The sequence below is a fragment of the Actinomadura physcomitrii genome (genome assembly GCF_008923205.2).
Classification (GTDB): Bacteria; Actinomycetota; Actinomycetes; order Streptosporangiales; family Streptosporangiaceae; genus Spirillospora; species Spirillospora physcomitrii.
In genome coordinates, this window is record NZ_WBMS02000014.1 from 176,407 (window position 1) to 195,119 (window position 18,713).

Below are 18,713 nucleotides of genomic sequence, written 5' to 3' on the forward strand. Positions count from 1 at the left end.
ACGCGCGCGTTCTGTCGGTGGGGTCGCCTACGGTCGGGGGTGCAAGGCGGCGGTGTGAGCGCCGCCACAGTGACGCCGCCCAGCGAAGGTGATGACCACCATGGCGAACAGTGCCGAAGAGACGGACCGGGACTTCCAGCAGCTGGCCGACCCGTACCGGCGTGAGCTGCTGGCGCACTGCTACCGGATGCTCGGGTCCATCCACGACGCCGAGGACCTCGTCCAGGAGACCTATCTGCGCGCCTGGCGGTCTTACGGCAACTTCGAGGGACGGTCGTCGCTGCGCACGTGGCTCTACCGGATCGCGACGAACGCCTGCCTGACCGCGATCGACCAGCGCGGCCACCGCCCGATGCCGTCCGGCCTCGGCGCGCCGAGCGACGAGCCGGAGCGGCCCGTGGTCGCCTCGCCGGAGGTCCCGTGGCTGGAGCCGGCGCCCGACGCGGTGCTCGGCGCGGACGCCGCCGACCCCGCCACGATCGTCGCGGCGCGGGAGAGCACCCGGCTGGCCTTCGTCGCCGCGCTCCAGCACCTGCCCGCCAAACAGCGGGTCGTGCTGGTCCTGCGGGACGTCCTGAAGTGGAAGGCCGCCGAGGCCGCCGAGCTGCTCGGCACCTCCACCGCGTCCGTGAACAGCGCTCTGCAGCGGGCGCGGGCGCAGCTGGAGGAGGCGGCGCCGCTGCGCGACGAGCTGGTCGAGCCCACCGACCCCGGCCAGCGGGACCTGCTCGACAAGTACGCCAAGGCGTTCGACGAGGCGGACGTGGACGCGCTGCTGGAGCTGTTCCGCAAGGACGCGGTGTGGGAGATGCCGCCGTTCCCGCAGTGGTTCGTCGGCGCCGACGCGATCGTCCGGCTCATCAAGGCCCAGTGCGGGCCCGTGCCGGGGGAATTGCGGATGGTGCCGGCCGCCGCCAACGGGCAGCCCGCGTTCGGCATGTACCGGCGCGACGCCGAGGGCGTGCACCGGCCGTTCCAGCTGCAGGTGCTCAGCGTCACCGGCGGCGGGGTGGCGCAGGTGTCGGCGTTCTTCGACACCTCGCTGTTCCCGGTCTTCGGCCTGCCCGAGCGCCTCTGACCGCCGTCCGACGTGCCGCTGACGGCGGGCCTGATTTTCCGTTCAGCGGAAAGTCCGGTGCGCCGCCGGCGCCGGCGGCTGCGAGGGTGGGGGAGTGCGTCGCGCCTGGGGAGATCCGCGCCGCGAACGGGGCGCCACTGGCGGGGCACGTCGAGGAAGGAACGAGCGCATGACGCATCCCCCGTACCTGTATCCGGGCTACAAGAGCACCGTGCTCCGCGCCCCGGCACAGGAGCTGATCATGCCGAAGCTCGGGCCGGACAGCGTCGAGCTGTCCTCGCCGGTCTTCGGCCACCAGGAGCTCGGGCGGCTGGACCACGACCTCACCGTCCAGCACTCCGGGGAGCCGCTCGGCCAGCGGATCACCGTGGCCGGCCGGGTGCTGGACGGCGCGGGCCGGCCGGTGCGCAACGCCCTGGTGGAGATCTGGCAGGCGAACTCCGCGGGCCGCTACGACCACCTCGGCGACATCCACCCGGCCCCGCTCGACCCGAACTTCACCGGCGCGGGCCGCTGCCTCACCGACGACGACGGCCGCTACCGGTTCATCACGATCAAGCCGGGCGCCTATCCGTGGGGCAACCACCACAACGCGTGGCGGCCCGCGCACATCCATTTCTCGGTGTTCGGCACCGCCTTCACCCAGCGGCTCGTCACGCAGATGTACTTCCCGGACGACCCGCTGTTCCCGTTCGACCCGATCTTCCAGTCGATCCCCGAGCAGCGGGACCGCGAGAAGCTGATCTCGCGGTTCGACATGGATCTCACCGAGCCGGAGTGGGCGCTGGGGTTCCAGTGGGACATCGTGCTCGGCGACACCCCGATGGAGGCCTGATGACCGCCCCCGCGAACAGCAGGTCGGCGAAGACCACGCCGTCGCAGACCGTCGGCCCGTTCTACGGGTACGCGCTGCCGTACGAGGCCGGCCCCCGGGTCGTGCCGGGCTGGCGGCCCGACGCGATCACCGTCCGGGGACGGGTGCTTGACGGCGCCGGGGAACCGGTGCCGGACGCGCTGCTGGAGATCTGGCAGGCCGACGAGAACGGCGAGATCCCGCGGCGGCCCGGCGGGATCGTCCGGGAGGGGCATGACTTCTCCGGGTTCGGGCGGTGCGGCACGGACCCGGCGGGCGGGTTCTGGTTCACCACCGTCAAGCCGGGCGCGGTCGGTGCGGGCGCCCCCTACATCGCGCTGCTGGTGTTCGCGCGCGGCCTGCTGAAGCCCGTCGCGACGCGCATCTACTTCCCCGAGGACGAGGCCGCGCACGCCGCCGACCCGCTGCTCGCCGAGGTCCCCGCGGACCGCCGCGGGACGCTGGTCGCCGAGCGGGAGGGCGACCGGACGTACCGGTTCGACGTGCGGCTGCAGGGCGAGGGGGAGACGGTCTTCCTTGCCTTCTGAGACGCCGCCGCCCGCCGCGGGCGGGCCGTCCGCCGACGCCGGGCTGCTGTCGCCGGTGCGCGCCGGGACGGAGGCGGAGGCCGCCACGGGCGACGCCGCGTACCTGGCGGCGATGCTCGACGCCGAGGCGGCCCTCGCCCGCGCGCAGGCCCGCCTGGGGATCGTCCCCGCCGCGGCGGCGGAGGCGATCACCGCCGCCGCCTCGGCCGGCGGGATCGACCTCGCGGACGTGGCGCGCCGGGCCCGCGGATCCGGGAACCCGGTCGTCCCGCTGGTCGCCGACCTGCGCGGCCTCGCCGGCGCGGCGGGCGAGCACGTCCACAAGGGCGCCACCAGCCAGGACATCGTCGACACCGGCGCGATGCTGGTCGCGGCCCGGGTGCGGCGGGGCCTGCTGGCCCACCTCGACCGGGCGCTGGACGCGCTGGCCGGGACCGTGGCGCGGTACCGCGACACCCCGATGGCGGCGCGCACGCTCGGCCGGCAGGCGCTGCCCACCACGTTCGGCGCGAAGGCCGCGAACTGGCTGCTCGGCTGCCTGGAGGCGCGCGCGCGGCTGGCGGCGGCCGCGCTGCCCGTCCAGCTCGGCGGCGCCGCCGGCACGCTGGACGCCTACGGCGACCGGGCGCTCGACCTCGTCGCCGCGTTCGCCGCCGAGACCGGCCTGGACGTGCCGGTCCTGCCGTGGCACACCCGCCGGACGCCGGTCGCCGACCTGGCCGCGGCGCTCGCGGTGACCGCCGGGGCCCTCGGTAAGATCGCGACCGACGTGTGGCTGCTCGCGCAGAGCGAGGTCGGCGAGGTGGCGGAGGCCGCCGGGCCCGGCCGGGGCGGCTCGTCGTCGATGCCGCACAAGCGCAACCCGGCGCTGTCGGCCCTCGTCCGGTCGGCGGCGCTGCAGGTGCCGGCGTACGCGCAGGTCGTGCTCGCCGCGCAGGCCGCGCCGCTGGAGCGGCCGGCGGGGGAGTGGCACGCCGAGTGGCAGCCGCTGCGCGAGTGCCTCCGGCTGACCGGCGGCGCCGCCGAGACCGCCGCGGACCTGGTCTGCGGCCTGGAGGTGTCGGCGGAGCGGATGCGCGCGAACCTGGACGGCCTGCTCGCCGTCCTCGGAGACGACCCCGGCACGGGCGCCGCCGCCGTGCTGGCCGACCGTGCCCTCGACGCGTACCGGAGGAGCCGCGCGTGACCCAGCCCCCGACCACCCAGCCCCCGAACATGCCGCAGTACCGCCTCGACGGGCCGGAGGACGCGCCCGTCGTCGTCCTCGGCCCGTCCCTCGGCACCTCGATGGACCTGTGGCTGCCGCAACTGCCCGCGCTGACGCGCGCGTGGCGGGTGCTGCGCTACGACCTGCCGGGGCACGGAGGGGCGCCGCCGCCGGACGGGCCGTTCACCGTCGAGGACCTCGCCGACGGGGTCGCCGCGCTGCTCGGGCGCCTCGGGATCGCCGCGGCCGCGTACGCGGGCGTCTCGCTGGGCGGCGCCGTCGGGACGGCCCTCGCGCTCCGCGCTCCGGAGCGCGTCGCGAGCCTCGTCCTGTGCTGCACCTCGCCGCGGTTCGGCGACCCGGGGCCCTGGCGGGACCGCGCGGCGCTCGTCCGCCGCGAGGGCGTCGGGCCGGTCGCCGACACGGCCGCGCGCCGCTGGTTCACCAAGGGGTTCACCGGCGCGGGGCCGTACGTTGCGATGCTGCGCGCGACCGACCCGGAGGGCTACGCGGGCTGCTGCGACGCGCTCGCCGCCTTCGACGCCACCGCGCGGCTCGGCGGCGTCACGGCGCCGACCCTGGTGATCGCCGGTGCCGAGGACGGCCCGACCCCGCCGCGCGGCCACGCCGACCGGCTCGCCGCTGGCATCCCCGGCGCCGAGCTGGTCGTGATCGACGGAGCCGGCCACCTGGCCGGCGCCGAGCGGCCGGAGCCGGTCACCGAGGCGATCACCGCGCATCTGGACCGCACCTGGAAGGGACTGGCATGAGCACCGACGACGAACGCCGCGCCGAGGGAATGCGGACGCGCCGCGAGGTGCTCGGGGACGCGCACGTCGACCGCGCCGAGGCCCGCAAGGACGCCTTCACCGAGGACTTCCAGGATCTGATCACCAGGTACGCCTGGGGCGAGATCTGGAGCCGCCCGGGCCTGGACCGCAGGACCCGCAGCTGCATCACGCTGACCGCCATGGTCGCGGGCGGCCACCTGGACGAGCTGGCCATGCACGTGCGCGCCGCCCTGCGCAACGGGCTGACCCCCGAGGAGATCAAGGAGGTCCTGCTGCAGGCGGCGATCTATTGTGGAGTGCCCGCCGCGAACTCGGCGTTCGCCGTCGCCCAGCGGGTACTGGCCGAACAGGAGTGACCGTCGGGAGGGCCATGGCTGAGCGTGCGCGCCCGGTGAGCGTGGCCGGCAAGGTGATGGCCATCCTGAACGCCTTCGCCCAGGACGACGTGCGCCTGAACCTGAGCGAGATCTGCCGCCGCTCCGGGCTGCCGCTGGCCACCGGGCACCGGCTGGTCGGGGAGCTGGCCGCCGGGGGTTTCCTGGAGCGGGTGCCCGACGGGACGTACCGCATCGGCACCCGGCTGTGGCGGATCGGCAGCCAGGCCCCGGCCGTCACCGGGCTGCGGGAGCTGGCGCTGCCGCACATGGAGGACCTGTACGAGGCGACGCACGACAACGTGCAGCTCGCCGTGCTGCGCGAGGACCGCGTCCTGGTCGTCGAGCGGCTGCGCGGGACGCGCTCGGTGCCGGTCGTGACGCAGGTCGGCGCGACGCTGCCGCTGCACACCACCGGGGTCGGGAAGGTGCTGCTGGCGTTCGCGCCGCCGGAGTACCGGGAGCGGGTCCTCGCCGCCGGGCTGGAGCGGTACGCGGCGCGGACGATCACCGGCGCGGACGAGATGCGGCGCTGCCTGGAGCAGGTCCGCCGCTCGGGGTACGCGCTGACCCGCGACGAGATGACGCTGGGCGCCTCGTCGGTCGGCGCGCCCGTCCGGGACGGGACGGGCGAGGTGGTGGCGGCGCTGTCGCTGGTCGCCCGCACTCGCAGCGCGGACCTGCGCAGGCTGCTGCCGCCGCTGACCACGGCGGCGCGGGCGCTGTCGCGGGACGTCGCCCAGCACTGGCGCGGACACCCGGAGGCGTTTTCCGCCGAGCGGAAGGCCGGCGCCTGAGCCAGCGGGGACGCGCGCCAGCATTCCAGGGGGATCCCCCCGAAGACCGATGACGAGGAGGCTCGATGCGCACCCAGGTGGCGATCATCGGCGGCGGCCCGGCCGGGCTGCTGCTGTCGCATCTGCTGCATCTGCAGGGGATCGATTCGGTGGTCCTGGAGAGCCGCGACCGCGGCTACGTGGAGCGGCGGCAGCGGGCCGGGATGCTCGAGCAGGGCACCACGGACGTGCTCCGCGAGAGCGGGGCGGGGGAGCGGCTCGACCGCGAGGGCCTCGTCCACCACGGACTCGAGCTGCGGTTCGGCGGGGCGGGACACCGGATCCCGCTGACCGACCTGACGGGCCGGACCGTCACGGTCTACGCGCAGACCGAGATCGTCAAGGACCTGGTCGCCAGGCGGCTCGCGGACGGCGGCGACGTGCGGTTCGAGACCGAGGCGGTCGGCGTCGACGCCTCCGCGCCGAGCGTGGCGTTCCGCGACCGCGCCGGGCGGACCGGCACCCTGGAGTGCGACTACATCGCCGCCTGCGACGGGTTCCACGGCGTCGGCCGGCCGGCTGTGCCGGGGCTGCGGACGTTCTCCCGCGAGTACCCGTTCGCCTGGCTCGGCATCCTCGCCGACGTCCCGCCGTCCACCGAGGAGCTGATCTACGCCGGCCACGAGCGCGGGTTCGCGCTGCACAGCCTGCGGTCGCCGCAGGTCAGCCGGCTCTACCTGCAGGTGCCGCCGGACGAGGACATCGCGGCGTGGCCGGACGCGCGGATCTGGGAGGAGCTCGCCGCCCGGTTCGCCACCGGCGACGGCTGGAAGCTGCAGGAGGGCCCGATCACCGACAAGTCGATCACGCCGATGCGCAGCTTCGTGGCCGAGCCGATGCGGCACGACCGGCTGTTCCTCGCCGGCGACGCGGCCCACATCGTCCCGCCGACGGGCGCCAAGGGCCTCAACCTGGCGGTGTCCGACGTGATCGTGCTGGCCAGGGCGCTGACGGAGCGGTACGCGACGGGCTCGGACACCCTGCTCGACGCCTACTCTTCGACGTGCCTGCGGCGCGTGTGGCGCGCCGAGCACTTCTCCTACTGGATGACCACGCTGCTGCACGTGGATCCGGCCGCCGACGACTTCGCGCTGCGGCTCCAGCGCTCGCACCTGGACTACGTGGTCTCCTCCGAGGCGGCGAAGACGACGCTGGCCGAGAACTACACGGGCCTGCCGATCGGCTAGCGGCCGGCGAGGACGGCGGCAGCGCGCGAACTGTGCGCGACGCGGATGTGTTCCCGGCCGGCGATGAGATGCACATCACGCAAGCTGGCAGTGCCTGAAATTTTGCCGGACACGCAAGTTCGGTTTACCGTGAGGGCATGACCGAGACGAGCCTGCGCGAGCGCAAGAAGGTCGCGACGCGCCAGGCGCTCAGCCGAGCCGCCGCCCTCCTCGCGGTGGAGCGCGGCGTCGAGGGCGTCACGATCGAGGCGATCGCCGACGCGGCCGGGGTCTCGCCCCGCACGTTCCACAACTACTTCCCGGGCAAGGAAGAGGCGATCGTCGCGCCGCTCACCGACGGGGCGCGGGCCGTGATCGACGCCCTGCGCGCCCGCCCGGCGGGCGAGCCGATCTGGGACGCGCTGCGCGAGGTCGTCCGGGAGTCCCTGCTGCCGACCGACACCCGCGACGAGACCATCGCGCTGCTGCGCGTCGTCAAGCGAAACCCGGCGCTGGTCGGCAAGCAGCTGTGCGGCATCGGCGAGATGCAGAGGCAGATCGCCGAGGTCATCGCCGCGCGCACCGGCACCCACGCCGGCCGCGACCTGTACCCGCACCTGCTCGCGGGCGCCGCGGGCGTCGCCATGCGCACCGCCGTCGACCTGTGGGTGGACGGCCGGAGCGGCGCCGACCTGCCCGAACTGATCGACTCGGCGTTCGCCCAGCTGCGCGCCGGGCTGCCCGGTCCGTGAGCGGGCCCCCACCGACACCCGGCGTCGCGCCGCCGCCCGGCGGCGCCGGGTCCCCCGAGAGGGCGGCCCCACCCCCACCACCCCCCTGACCGAGTGACAGCCCGACGGCCGGCCGCCGTGGGGCCATGTCCGCACGCCCCGTTACCGATGGGACGCTCTCTTGGCCACCTTCCTCTACCGGCTCGGCCGGTTCTCGTACCGGCGCCGCCGGCTCGTCGCGCTGCTCTGGGTGGGGCTGCTCGTGCTCTTCGGCGTCGGCGCCGCCGTGCTCAAGGGGCCCACCTCCAACGACTTCTCGATGCCGGGCACCGAGTCCCAGCAGGCGATCGACCTGCTCAAGGACCGGATGCCGCAGGCGTCGGCGGACGGTGCCACCGCCCGGGTCGTGTTCGCCGCCCCGGACGGCGGCACCGTGACCGACCCCGCCGGCGAGGCGGGCGTCGAGAAGGTCGTCGCCAGGCTCAAGGCGGCGCCGCAGGTCGCGTCCGTCGTCGACCCCTACCAGGCGAAGGCCGTCTCGAAGGACGGCCGGATCGCCTACACGCAGGTCACCTACAAGGTGCCGGCGATCGACCTCACCGACGCGGCGCGCGACGCGCTGGCCGCCGCCGCCCAGCCCGGCAGGGACGCCGGGCTCCGGGTGGAGATGGGCGGCGACGCGACCGAGGCGATGCCCGAGCAGAGCGCCACCGAGGTGATCGGCGTCGCGGTCGCCGCGGTCGTGCTGATCATCACGTTCGGGTCGCTGATCGCCGCCGGGCTGCCGCTGCTGAACGCGATCCTCGGCGTCGGCATCGCGATGGCCGGGATCACCGCGGCCACCGGGCTGTTCGAGATGAGCTCGATGACCTCGACGCTCGCGCTGATGCTCGGCCTCGCCGTCGCGATCGACTACGCGCTGTTCATCGTCTCCCGGTACCGGCACGAGCTGCGGGAGGGACGCACCGGCGAGGAGGCCGCGGGACGCGCCGTCGGCACCGCCGGGTCGGCCGTGGTGTTCGCCGGGCTGACCGTCGTCATCGCGCTGGCCGGCCTCGCCGTGGTCGACATCCCGATGCTCACCGAGATGGGGTTCGCCGCCGCGTTCGCCGTGGTGATCGCGGTCCTGATCGCGCTCAGCCTGCTGCCCGCGCTGCTCGGCTTCGCCGGCCGCAAGGTGCTCGGCGGTGCGATCCCGTTCCTGCGCGGCGGCGTCTCGCGCCGGGGCCGCCCGCCGTTCGGCGAGCGCTGGGCCCGGTTCGTCGTCCGCCGCCCGCTGCCGGTCCTGCTGCTCGCCGTCGCCGGCCTGGGCGTGATCGCCGCTCCGGCGCTGGACCTGCGGCTCGGCATGCCCGGCGACGAGGCCGCCGCCCCCGCCACCACCCAGCGCCAGGCCTACGACCTGCTCGACAAGGGCTTCGGGCCCGGGTTCAACGGCCCGCTGATGGTCGTCGTCGACGGCCCGGACGCGCAGGCGGCCGGGCAGCGGTTCGCCGGGCAGATCCGGGCGCTGCCGGACGTGGTGACCGTGACGCCGCCGCAGGCGAGCCCGAAGGGCGACACCGCGGTGCTGACCGTCGTCCCGAAGAGCGGCCCCAGCTCGCAGCGGACCGAGGACCTCGTGTCGGCGATCCGCGGCAAGGCCGATGGGCTGAAGGCGCAGACCGGAGCCGGCGCGATGGTCACCGGCCGGACGGCCATGATGATCGACGTGTCGGCCAAGCTGTCCAGCGCCCTCGCGCCCTACCTCGGGCTCGTCGTCGGGCTCGCGTTCCTCCTGCTGATGCTGGTGTTCCGGTCGCTGCTCGTGCCGCTGAAGGCCACGCTCGGGTTCCTGCTCACCGTCGCGGCCACGTTCGGCGCGGTCGTCGCGGTGTTCCAGTGGGGCTGGCTGTCCGGACTGTTCGGCGTCGACACCACCGGCCCGATCATGAGCATGATGCCGATCTTCATGATCGGCGTGGTGTTCGGGCTGGCCATGGACTACCAGGTCTTCCTGGTCACCCGGATGCGCGAGGAGCACGTGCACGGGGCGCCGCCCGGCGAGGCGGTGGTCACCGGCTTCCGGCACGGCGCCCGCGTCGTCACCGCCGCCGCGGTGATCATGATCGCGGTGTTCGCCGGGTTCCTGTCCTCCTCCGAGTCCATGATCAAGATGATGGGCTTCGCGCTGGCGGCCGGCGTCGCCTTCGACGCCTTCGTCGTCCGGATGACGATCGTCCCGGCGGTGATGGCGCTCGTCGGCCGGTCCGCCTGGTGGCTGCCGCGGTGGCTCGCGCGCATCCTGCCCAATGTGGACGTCGAAGGTGAGAGGCTTCGGCATCTGCTCCACGACGGCCACGGCGGCGGCGCCCCCGCGCCGCGCCCCGGCCAGGGCGAGCGCGAGCTCGACCCGGCCGTGACCTGACCCGCGGCCCGGGCCGTCCCAGCAGCCGCCGCCTCGGCCGAGCGCGGCGGACCCGCCCGCCAAAGGACCGCACCATGAGCCTCCTCGAACAGCCGTCCCGGCCGGTCTCGTCGTTCGCGCGGCTGCGCAGACCGGGTGGACCGGGCGGGGGACGGCCGGGCGGGCGGCCGCGGCCGGTCCGCGAGCTGCTGCTGATCGCGGCGCTGTTCACGGTCTACAAGCTCGGCCGGCTGCTGGCCAACGACCGGGTGAGCGAGGCGTTCGGCAACGCGCACCGGATCTGGGACGTCGAGCGCGCCCTCGACCTGCCGAGCGAGCTGCACCTCCAGCACGGGCTGCTGCACAGCCAGTTCCTGGTGCACGCGGCCAACTGCTACTACGCCTACGTCCACTTCCCGGCGATGGCGCTGTTCCTGCTCTGGATCTACCTGCGCAGGCCCGCGCACTACCGGTGGATCCGCCGGGTGCTGGTCGCGCTGACGGCGGGCGCGCTCGCGCTGCACCTGCTCGTCCCGCTGGCGCCGCCCCGGATGCTCCCCGCCACCGGCCTGATCGACACCGCCGCCCGCTTCGGCCCGTCGGTGTACGGGTCGCCGCAGCACGACACGATGGCCAACCAGTACGCGGCGATGCCGTCGCTGCACATCGGCTGGGCCGCGATCATCGCGATCGGGCTCGTCGTGACGTGCCGGACGCGGTGGCGGTGGCTGTGGCTGCTGCACCCCGTCCTCACCGTCGCCGTCGTCGTCAGCACCGCCAACCACTACTGGATGGACGGGATCGTGGTGCTCGCGCTGCTGGCCGTCGCGGTCCTGCTGCTGCGGGCCCCCGCGCCCGTCCTGCCCGCGGCGGGCCCGCCGCGCGCCGCGGAACCGGAGACGTCCTAGTCAGGGCGCCGCGGGCTCGGCGCCGAGGGTCTCCAGCAGCTCGACGACCGGCTCCAGCTTCTCGTAGAGCAGCAGGACCGGCTCGCCCGGCCCGGCCATGTCCAGCGCCGAGGCCAGCGCCCCCTTCAGGTCGCCGGCCGGGTGGTGCAGCACGTCCGGGCGGCCCTCCCGGAGCCCCCGGACGATCAGCCGGGTCATCTCGCCGGAGCGGCGGCCCCGCAGGTCCTCGTCCTCGTAGACGACGACGCGCCCGAACGCGCCCGCCACGGCCCGCGCCGTCTCCGCCACGAGCTCGTCGGACCGGTCGCCGGGCAGGGTCACGGCCGCCACGCCGCCCCCGCCCCAGCGCGCCCGCACGAACGCGCCGATCGCGGTGACCGCCGCCGGGTTGTGCGCGTAGTCGACCAGTACCGGGTTGCCCTCGACCTCGTACACGCACCCGCGCCCCGGATTGCGGGTGTGCGGGTCGAAGGTGCGCAGCGCCTCGGACGCGACGTCCACCGGCACGCCCAGCGCGCGGGCCGCCGCCAGCGCCGCCAGCGCGTTCGCGACGACGTGCGCGGCGCGGCCCCCGAACGCGCCCGCCACCTCCTCCACCGGCAGCACCCGCGTCCGGCGCCCGCCGCGCGCCTCGGTCAGCCAGCCGTGCTCGACGCAGTACCCGGTGCCGCCGTCCTCCAGGTGCCGGACGAGCACCGGCGCGTCCGCCGACATCGCGAAGTAGCAGAGCTCCGGTTCGCGGCGCCGCACGGCCGGACGTCCGGCCAGCCCCGCCGACGGCCCGTCCTCGGCGTTCAGCACCAGGCGGCCGCCCCGGCGGATCTCCTCGGCGACGAGCGCCTTGATGCCGACCAGGTCGTCCAGCGACTCGGTGTCGTCCATCCCGAGGTGGTCGCGGGTGATGTTGGTGACGACCGCGACGTCCGCGCGGTCGTAGCCGAGGCCGCGCCGGACGATCCCGCCCCGCGCCGTCTCCAGCACCGCCGCCTCCACCGACCGGTCGAAGAGCACCATCTCCGCCGACCGCGGCCCGGACGCGTCGGACCGGTGCACGAGCCGGCCGCCCACGTACACGCCCTCGGTACTGGTCATGCCGGTGCGGACGCCGTCCAGCTCCAGCATGTGCGCGATCATCCGGACCGCGGTGGTCTTGCCGTTGGTGCCCGTCACCGACACGACCGGCACCCGCGACGGCGTCCCCGGCGGGTACATCAGGCCGATGATGTCGCCCGCCACGTCGCGGCGCTCGCCCTCGTACGGCGCCAGGTGCATGCGCAGCCCCGGCGCGGCGTTCACCTCCAGGATCCCGGCGGCGCCGCGCTCGGCGGGCGGCGCCGAGCCGATGTCGGGCAGCCGCAGGTCGATGCCGCACACGTCCATCCCGACGGTCGCGGCGGCCCGCACGCACATCGCGGCGACGCCCGGATGCACGTCGCCGGTGACGTCCCGGCTCGTCCCGCCGGTCGACAGGTTCGCGTTGCGGCGCAGCCGGACCGTCTCGCCGTCCGCGGGGACCGTGTCCGGGCCGTGGCCCTGCCCGGCCAGCAGCGCCAGCTCCGTCGCGCCGAGCGCGAGCCGGGTGAGCGGGCGGTCGTGGCCCTCGCCGCGCGCCGGGTCGGCGTTGACCCGCTCCACCAGCTCCGCGACCGTGGACGTCCCGTCCCCGGTGACCCGCGCGGCGGTCAGCTCGGCCGCCGCGGCGACGCGCCCGCCGACCACCAGCACCCGGTAGTCGCGGCCGGGGACGTAGGACTCGACGAGCACCCCGCACGGCTCGGCCCGGCCCTCCTCGCCCGCCGCCGCCGTGAACGCCGCCACCACCTCGGGCGGCTCCGACAGCTCGATGTGCACGCCCTCGCCCTGGTGCCCGGACAGCGGCTTGACCACCACCGGCGCGCCGATCTCCCGCAGCGCCTCCAGCGCCTCGGCCGGCGACCGCGCCACCCGGCCCTCCGGGACGGGCAGGCCGGCGTCCGCGAGCACCCGGTGCGCCAGCCGCTTGTCCGCCGCGATCTCCATCCCGATCGCGGACGTGCCGTCGGTCATCGCGGCCCACACCGTCCGGTGGTGCCGCCCGTAACCGAGCCGCAGCAGGTTCAGGTCGCCGACGCGGCGGACCGGCACGTCCCGCTCGCGGGCGGCGCGCGCCAGCGCGGCGGTGCTCACCCCGAGCCTGCTCTCCTCGTAGGCGGCGGCGATCGGGGCGAGGCCGGGCGCGGGGTCCGGCACCGCCCCCGACAGCGCCGCGGTCACCGTCCGCACCGCCAGCCCGATCAGCCGCTCCACGACGTCACTGCCGGACGGCTCGTCGCGCGGGCACTCCAGGATCAGCTCGTAGTCGCCGGGACCGCCCGCGCGGACCGTCCGGCCGAAGTACACCTCCCGGCCGATGAGGCCGGACAGCTCCAGCGTCACGTGCTCGGTGACGTGACCGAAATAGGTGCCGCGGGCCATCGCGTCCAGCAGCCCGCCGGGCCGCCCCGCCGAGCAGTGGTGCGAGCGCAGCCCCGGCAGCGCCGCCACCAGCCGCTCGGCGAAACCGGGATGGTCGGTCGTCTCGTGCCCGGTCAGGCGCTGCAGGTCCAGCCGCGCGACGGCGACCGGGCGGTTCAGGTAGACGTTCGGGCCGCCGAGGCGGCGCACATGATCGAGCCGCACGGTCACTCCTCCCCGGGCCCGCGCATCGTGCCGATCGCGGGCAGGCGGTCGTGCATCTGGAACGAGCAGCCGGCGGGCAGCAGGTGCAGGGACACGTCGAACATCGCCATCGGCTCGTCGTCGGACGCGGCGTAGGCGACCGTCGACTGGCCCGCGTCGACGACCGTCACGCCCCCCGTGCCGACCACCTGGAACTGCCCGTCGCCCACCACGATCGCGGTGTCCTCGTCGATCCCGACCCCGAGCAGCCGGGTGTCCAGCGCGATGCCGCTCAGCAGCCGGGGCAGCCGCCCCCGCTCGTTGAAATGCATGTCGATCAGCACGTTGTCCAGCAGCGCCAGCCCCGGCCCCACCTTCACGCTGGACGCCGCGACCTCGTGGCCGTGGCCGCCGAGGATCATCCAATGGCCCATCGCGGTCGCGCCGGCGCTCGTCCCGGCGATGACCAGGCCCTCCTGCGTCAACCGGCGCTTGAGCAGCTCGTTGGTCCGCGACCCGACCAGCGTCCGGATCCGCGACTGGTCGCCGCCGCTGAACAGCACCCCGGTCGCCGCGTCCAGCGCGCGCAGCGTCGCGGCGGCGTCGGCGGCGGCGCGGCCGAGCAGCCGCAGCTCCCGCACCGACGGCACCCCGAGCCGCCCGAACACCGCGGTGTACTCCTCGGCGACCTCCTCGGGGACCTCGGTCGCGGTCGTCACCACCACGATCCGCGCGTCCTCCGCGCCGGCCAGCTCGACGAACGTCTCCAGGGGCCCGGCCCCGCAGGTCCGGTTCTCCGCCCCGCCGATGATCAGCAGCCGGCCCTTGCGTCCGGCGTCCCCGCTTCTGTCCTTCACATCTACCGCCTACCCTTGATCACCCTGGGTAGTCCAGCATTCGCGAGGCGTCACGGCAAAGGCCTTTTCGCGGCTCCCGGACCCGCCTTCGCGCGCCTGCCGGAGCATCCGTTCCGCTGTGTCATGCTGGGCGGATGAGCGGCAGCTCCGTTCCCCCGAACGGGCCTTCCGGCCCGCCCTCCGCCCCGGCGCCCGCGCGCCGTCCGGCCGGGCCCGAGGCCGCGCTCGCGGCGGCGTCCGCGCACTACCTGCGGGGCGAGCCGATCGACATGTCCGCGCTGGCCGCCGAGCTCGGCGTCGGACGCGCCACCCTGTACCGCTGGGTCGGCAGTCGCGAGCAGCTGCTCGGCGGCGTGCTGGCGGAGATGACCGAGCGCACCTACCGGGTCGCGGCGCGCGGCGTCCGGGGCACCGGGCCGGAGCGGATCCTCACGGTGCTGGACCGCTTCATGCGGGCGGTGGTGGACGCCGCGCCGCTCAAGGCGTTCACCGAGCGCGAGCCCCGGCTGTTCATCCGGCTCGCGACGATGCCCGGCACCATCGAGGACCGCGCGACCGACCTGCTGACCCGGGAGCTGCAGCGGGAGATCGACCGCGGCGCGCTGCGGGTGCCGCTGCCGACCCGGACGCTCGCGCAGGCCGTCGTCCGCATCGCGGACTCGTTCATGTACGCGCACTACTTGGGCGGGAACCGGCCGGAGATCGAGCAGGCCCTCGAGGTGGTGGAGCTGCTGCTGCGGCCCTGCCGGCGCGGCGTGCCCGCGGGCCCCGGGCACCGGCCGCGGGACGGCGAGGGAATCTCCGAGCCCGTCTGAGCGCTGAAGTTTTTAGCGGGAATGACTATTACGTGGCATTCACCCGCCATGAGAGGCTGGAGATCATTGGACGCACTGTCGAACGAGGGACGGCCGGGCCGTGACTGACATCCCCCGCCGCGCGGTGACGCGCACCGCGAAACTGGCGACGCTCCCGCTCGGCTTCGCCGGGCGCACCGCTCTCGGTTTCGGCAAGCGCACCATCGGCCGGCCCGCCGAGGCCGTCGCGCTGGAGGTCCAGCGCCGCACCGCCGAGCAGCTGTTCTCCGTGCTCGGCGAGCTCAAGGGCGGCGCGATGAAGGTCGGGCAGCTCCTGTCGATCTTCGAGGCCGGGCTGCCCGAGGAGGTCGCCGCGCCGTTCCGCGCGAGCCTCACCCGGCTGCAGGAGGCCGCGCCGCCGATGCCGGCCGCCACCACGCACGAGGTCCTCGCCGAAGGCCTCGGCGAGGACTGGCGCGACCGGTTCGCCGAGTTCGACGACCGGCCCGCCGCCGCCGCGTCCATCGGCCAGGTGCACAAGGCCGTCTGGCACGACGGGCGGACCGTCGCGGTCAAGGTGCAGTACCCGGGCGCGGCCGACGCGCTGATGAGCGACTTCAACCAGATCTCCCGGCTCAGCCGCGTGATCACGCCGCTGTTCCCCGGCGTCGAGGTCAAGCCGGTCGTCGCCGACCTGAAGCGGCGGCTGCAGAAGGAGCTCGACTACGTCGACGAGGCCCGCGCCCAGACCGCCTTCCACGACGCCTACGCCGGCGACCCCGACTTCGTCGTCCCGGCGGTCGTCGCGCAGTCGGGGAACGTGCTGGTCACCGAGTGGCTGGACGGCACCCCGCTCGCCAAGGTCATCGCCGGGGGGACTCAGGAGGAGCGCGACCGCGCCGGGCTGCTGCTGTTCCGCTTCCTGCTGTCCGGCCCGTCCCGCTGCGAGATGATCCACATCGACCCGCACCCGGGCAACTTCCGGCTGCTGGACGACGGCCGGCTCGGCGTCCTGGACTTCGGCGGCGCCGCGCACGTCCCGGACGAGCTGCAGTGGTCGATCGGCCGCCTGCTGCGCATCGGCACGCTCGGCGACCCCGACGCGATCGTCGACGCGCTGTGGGAGGAGGGCTTCCTCGCGCCCGACGCGGAGGTGGACCCCGAGGAGGTCGCCGCGCTCGTCACCCCGCACGCCGCGCCGTTCGCCGTCGACCGGTTCCGCTACACCCGCGAATGGATGCGCGAGCAGACCTCCCGCGGCCTCGGCCTCGCCGCCGACATGCGGCCGGGCGCGCTCGCCCGCCAGTTCCGGCTGCCGCCGCAGTACCTGGCCGTGAGCCGCGCCCTGGCCGGAGGCGGCGGCGTGCTGTGCCAGCTGGAGGCGGAGGGCGACTACCGCGCCGAGGCCGAGCGCTGGCTCCCCGGCTTCGCCGACGACGACGGCCCCGACCTCGACGACCAGACCGAAGCCACCGCCTGAGGCGCTCCGCGGCCGGCGAGCGCGGAGACCGCCGTCAGGAGAGGGCCTGGGCCTCTTCCTCCTCGACCTGGCGGTTCCAGTCGCGCTTGCTCGACTGCCAGCCGTCCTCATCGCGGCCCCGGCGCCAGTAGCCGGAGATCGACAGCCGCTCCATCGGCAGGCCGCGGTCGACGCGCAGGTGGCGGCGGAGCGCCTTGACGAAGTTGGCCTCGCCGTGCACGAACGCGTGCACCTCGCCGTCGGGGAAGTCGAGCTTCTGGACGGCCTCGACGAGCAGGTCGCCGACCTGGCCGCCGTCGCGGTGCAGCCAGACGAGCTCGGTGCCGGCGGGCGTGCGCAGGTCCTGCTCCTCCTCGGGGCCCGCGACCTCGATGAACACCCGGGCGGGCACGCCGTCCGGGATCCGCTCCAGGGACGCGGCGATCGCGGGGAGCGCGCTCTCGTCCCCGGCGAGCAGGTGCCAGCCCGCGTCGGCGGCGGGCGCGTAGGCGCCGCCGGGGCCGTTGAAGAAGATCTCCTCGCCCGGCCGGACGCCCGCCGCCCACGGCCCGGCGATGCCCTTGTCGCCGTGGTGGACGAAGTCGATGGTCAGCTCGACGGCCTCGGGGTCCCAGGCCCGGACGGTGTAGGTCCGGACGCTCGGCCACTGGCCGCGCGGCATCTCGGCGCGGACCTTCTCCATGTCGAACGGCTCGGGGTACGCCACGCCCGGCTTCGGGAACAGCAGCTTGACGTAGTGGTCGGTGAACGCGCCGGCTCCGAAGCCGGCGAGGCCCTCGCCGCCGAGCACCACGCGGATCATGTGCGGGGTGAGGCGCTCGGTGCGCAGCACCGTCCCCCGGTTGAGCCTGCGCCCCTTGCGTACCGGTTCCGTGGCCATGCGGACCTCCGCCGAAATGGATCATTGGTGATTAGGTAACCCTAACCTCTGACGCGTCAGGATTGCTCCGCCGCGCCCCCGCGTTCCGCGCCCCCGCGTTCCGTCGCCTGCGCCCGGGGGCCCCGGCCGATGCTCCTGCACGCGAAGATCGCGCGAGGGCGGCCGTCCTGGTGGCTGGAGGGGGGCTTCCGGGGGGCACTGATCGTCACCGGCTGTGTAGGAGCGGCTCACCGGGGAAGGAATGCGCACAGTAATGATCATTGTGCGTCGCGTCACGACCCGGAGGAGGAGAGATGGCCCTGCCCCCGCGAGCACGAAGGCTCCCGGACATCGTCGTCGAGATGTCCGCGGAGTTCGCCGGGACGCTGATCCTCATCCTGTTCGGGGTGGGCGTCGTCGCGCAGGCCATCGCGGGCAGCGGGCTCGGCGCCCCGCAGAGCCTCGGCGGCCACGACGCCATCACCTGGGCGTGGGGCTGGGGCGTGACGCTCGGCGTCTACGTGTCGGCGCGGCTCAGCGGCGGCCACATCAACCCGGCGGTGACGATCGCGCTCGCGGTCTTCAAGGGCTTCCCGTGGCGCAAGGTCCTCCCGTTCATCTTCGCCCAGGTGCTCGGCGCGTTCATCGCGGCGCTCCTCGTCCGGTGGGACTACAGCGAGATCCTCGCCAAGTTCGACCCCGGGCACACCACGAAGACGCAGTTCGTGTTCTCCACCATGCCGGGCAACGGGTCGCTGCCGCTGCACACCTGGGGCGCGTTCCGCGACCAGATCATCGGCACCGCGATCCTGCTGTTCCTGGTGCTGGCGCTGACCGACGTGCGCAACTCGCCGCCGCTGGCGAACATGGCGCCGCTCATCATCGGGCTCGTCGTGGTCGCGATCGGCATGGCGTTCGGCTCGGACGCGGGGTACGCGATCAACCCGGCGCGCGACTTCGGCCCGCGGCTCGCGCAGTACATCACCGGCTACGACAACGCCTGGCGAGATCAGTACGGGCACTTCTACTTCTGGGTGCCGCTCGTCGCGCCGGTCATCGGGGGCATCCTGGGCGCCGGCCTGTACATCCTGCTCATCGGCCGCAACATCCCCGAGGAAGGCCCCGGGGGCACCGAGCCGAGGCCCGAGTACGACGTCGAGGAGTGACGGGCGCCGCCCCGTCCCCGCTCCAGAACGTCCCGCGCAGAA

17 protein-coding genes are annotated in these 18,713 nt (G+C 74.6%); 14 read left to right on the forward strand and 3 right to left on the reverse strand.

What is annotated here, in order from left to right; genetic code table 11:
* The first annotated feature begins 91 nt into the window (after positions 1-91).
* The 11 genes from F8568_RS19690 (at position 92) to F8568_RS19740 (ending at position 10,878) form a co-directional block, all read left to right on the forward strand.
* Complete coding sequence (locus tag F8568_RS19690; RefSeq protein ID WP_151595027.1) at positions 92-1,078, forward strand: sigma-70 family RNA polymerase sigma factor; 987 nt, start codon at positions 92-94, stop codon at positions 1,076-1,078.
* Between the two features lie 169 nt (positions 1,079-1,247).
* Entirely contained in the window at positions 1,248-1,913 is a 666-nt protein-coding gene (gene pcaH / locus F8568_RS19695) for a protocatechuate 3,4-dioxygenase subunit beta (RefSeq protein WP_151595028.1), read from the forward strand.
* Positions 1,913-2,479, forward strand: coding sequence for a protocatechuate 3,4-dioxygenase subunit alpha (gene pcaG, locus F8568_RS19700; RefSeq protein ID WP_151595029.1), 567 nt, complete (start codon positions 1,913-1,915; stop codon positions 2,477-2,479). Before pcaH ends, pcaG begins: the two co-directional genes overlap by 1 nt.
* Complete coding sequence (gene pcaB / locus F8568_RS19705) at positions 2,469-3,665, forward strand: 3-carboxy-cis,cis-muconate cycloisomerase (RefSeq protein WP_151595030.1); 1,197 nt, start codon at positions 2,469-2,471, stop codon at positions 3,663-3,665. Before pcaG ends, pcaB begins: the two co-directional genes overlap by 11 nt.
* Positions 3,662-4,456 carry a 3-oxoadipate enol-lactonase gene (gene pcaD, locus F8568_RS19710; RefSeq protein ID WP_328600957.1) on the forward strand — a complete coding sequence of 265 codons (795 nt, stop codon included), beginning with the start codon at positions 3,662-3,664 and terminating at the stop codon, positions 4,454-4,456. Before pcaB ends, pcaD begins: the two co-directional genes overlap by 4 nt.
* Entirely contained in the window at positions 4,453-4,833 is a 381-nt protein-coding gene (gene pcaC, locus F8568_RS19715; protein WP_151595031.1) for a 4-carboxymuconolactone decarboxylase, read from the forward strand. The genes pcaD and pcaC overlap by 4 nt, the downstream gene beginning before the upstream one ends.
* 14 nt (positions 4,834-4,847) lie before the next feature.
* On the forward strand, positions 4,848-5,648 hold the full coding sequence (locus F8568_RS19720; RefSeq protein ID WP_151595032.1) for an IclR family transcriptional regulator: 801 nt from the start codon (positions 4,848-4,850) through the stop codon (positions 5,646-5,648).
* Between the two features lie 65 nt (positions 5,649-5,713).
* Positions 5,714-6,874, forward strand: a complete 1,161-nt coding sequence (locus tag F8568_RS19725) for a 4-hydroxybenzoate 3-monooxygenase (RefSeq protein WP_151595033.1) — start codon at positions 5,714-5,716, stop codon at positions 6,872-6,874.
* A gap of 137 nt (positions 6,875-7,011) precedes the next feature.
* Positions 7,012-7,605, forward strand: a complete 594-nt coding sequence (locus F8568_RS19730; RefSeq protein ID WP_151595034.1) for an acyl-CoA-like ligand-binding transcription factor — start codon at positions 7,012-7,014, stop codon at positions 7,603-7,605.
* Positions 7,606-7,765: 160 nt separating this feature from the next.
* Complete coding sequence (locus F8568_RS19735; RefSeq protein WP_151595035.1) at positions 7,766-9,991, forward strand: MMPL family transporter; 2,226 nt, start codon at positions 7,766-7,768, stop codon at positions 9,989-9,991.
* Between the two features lie 74 nt (positions 9,992-10,065).
* Positions 10,066-10,878: a phosphatase PAP2 family protein gene (locus F8568_RS19740; protein WP_151595036.1), complete on the forward strand. Its 813-nt coding sequence runs from the start codon at positions 10,066-10,068 to the stop codon at positions 10,876-10,878.
* Here F8568_RS19740 and cphA read toward each other — a convergent pair whose 3' ends face one another.
* Both cphA and F8568_RS19750 read right to left on the reverse strand, forming a co-directional pair.
* Positions 10,879-13,536: a cyanophycin synthetase gene (cphA, locus tag F8568_RS19745; protein WP_151595037.1), complete on the reverse strand. Its 2,658-nt coding sequence runs from the start codon at positions 13,534-13,536 to the stop codon at positions 10,879-10,881.
* Positions 13,537-13,538: 2 nt separating this feature from the next.
* A complete protein-coding gene (locus F8568_RS19750) occupies positions 13,539-14,372 on the reverse strand; it encodes a cyanophycinase (protein ID WP_151595038.1) in 834 nt (277 codons plus the stop codon).
* A gap of 134 nt (positions 14,373-14,506) precedes the next feature.
* On the opposite strand from F8568_RS19750, the gene F8568_RS19755 reads away from it, so the two are divergent.
* The gene (locus F8568_RS19755; protein WP_160573669.1) at positions 14,507-15,187 is read left to right on the forward strand and encodes a QsdR family transcriptional regulator; all 681 of its coding nucleotides are present in this window, start codon (positions 14,507-14,509) and stop codon (positions 15,185-15,187) included.
* Between the two features lie 100 nt (positions 15,188-15,287).
* Positions 15,288-16,646: an ABC1 kinase family protein gene (locus F8568_RS19760; RefSeq protein WP_328600958.1), complete on the forward strand. Its 1,359-nt coding sequence runs from the start codon at positions 15,288-15,290 to the stop codon at positions 16,644-16,646.
* Positions 16,647-16,680: 34 nt separating this feature from the next.
* Here the strand turns inward: F8568_RS19760 and F8568_RS19765 are convergent, their stop codons facing one another.
* Positions 16,681-17,526 carry a siderophore-interacting protein gene (locus F8568_RS19765; protein WP_151595039.1) on the reverse strand — a complete coding sequence of 282 codons (846 nt, stop codon included), beginning with the start codon at positions 17,524-17,526 and terminating at the stop codon, positions 16,681-16,683.
* 293 nt (positions 17,527-17,819) lie between these two features.
* On the opposite strand from F8568_RS19765, the gene F8568_RS19770 reads away from it, so the two are divergent.
* Positions 17,820-18,671: an MIP/aquaporin family protein gene (locus F8568_RS19770; RefSeq protein ID WP_151595040.1), complete on the forward strand. Its 852-nt coding sequence runs from the start codon at positions 17,820-17,822 to the stop codon at positions 18,669-18,671.
* Positions 18,672-18,713 lie beyond the last annotated feature (42 nt).

Coding starts and splice junctions, on each gene's coding strand:
- pcaG (WP_151595029.1), top strand. CDS start 1,913: ATGACCGCCCCCGCGAACAGCAGGTCGGCGAAGACCACGCCGTCGCAG.
- pcaC (WP_151595031.1), top strand. CDS start 4,453: ATGAGCACCGACGACGAACGCCGCGCCGAGGGAATGCGGACGCGCCGC.
- F8568_RS19740 (WP_151595036.1), top strand. CDS start 10,066: ATGAGCCTCCTCGAACAGCCGTCCCGGCCGGTCTCGTCGTTCGCGCGG.
- pcaH (WP_151595028.1), top strand. CDS start 1,248: ATGACGCATCCCCCGTACCTGTATCCGGGCTACAAGAGCACCGTGCTC.
- F8568_RS19725 (WP_151595033.1), top strand. CDS start 5,714: ATGCGCACCCAGGTGGCGATCATCGGCGGCGGCCCGGCCGGGCTGCTG.
- F8568_RS19720 (WP_151595032.1), top strand. CDS start 4,848: ATGGCTGAGCGTGCGCGCCCGGTGAGCGTGGCCGGCAAGGTGATGGCC.
- F8568_RS19770 (WP_151595040.1), top strand. CDS start 17,820: ATGGCCCTGCCCCCGCGAGCACGAAGGCTCCCGGACATCGTCGTCGAG.
- F8568_RS19765 (WP_151595039.1), bottom strand. CDS start 17,526: ATGGCCACGGAACCGGTACGCAAGGGGCGCAGGCTCAACCGGGGGACG.
- F8568_RS19690 (WP_151595027.1), top strand. CDS start 92: ATGACCACCATGGCGAACAGTGCCGAAGAGACGGACCGGGACTTCCAG.
- F8568_RS19730 (WP_151595034.1), top strand. CDS start 7,012: ATGACCGAGACGAGCCTGCGCGAGCGCAAGAAGGTCGCGACGCGCCAG.
- F8568_RS19755 (WP_160573669.1), top strand. CDS start 14,507: ATGAGCGGCAGCTCCGTTCCCCCGAACGGGCCTTCCGGCCCGCCCTCC.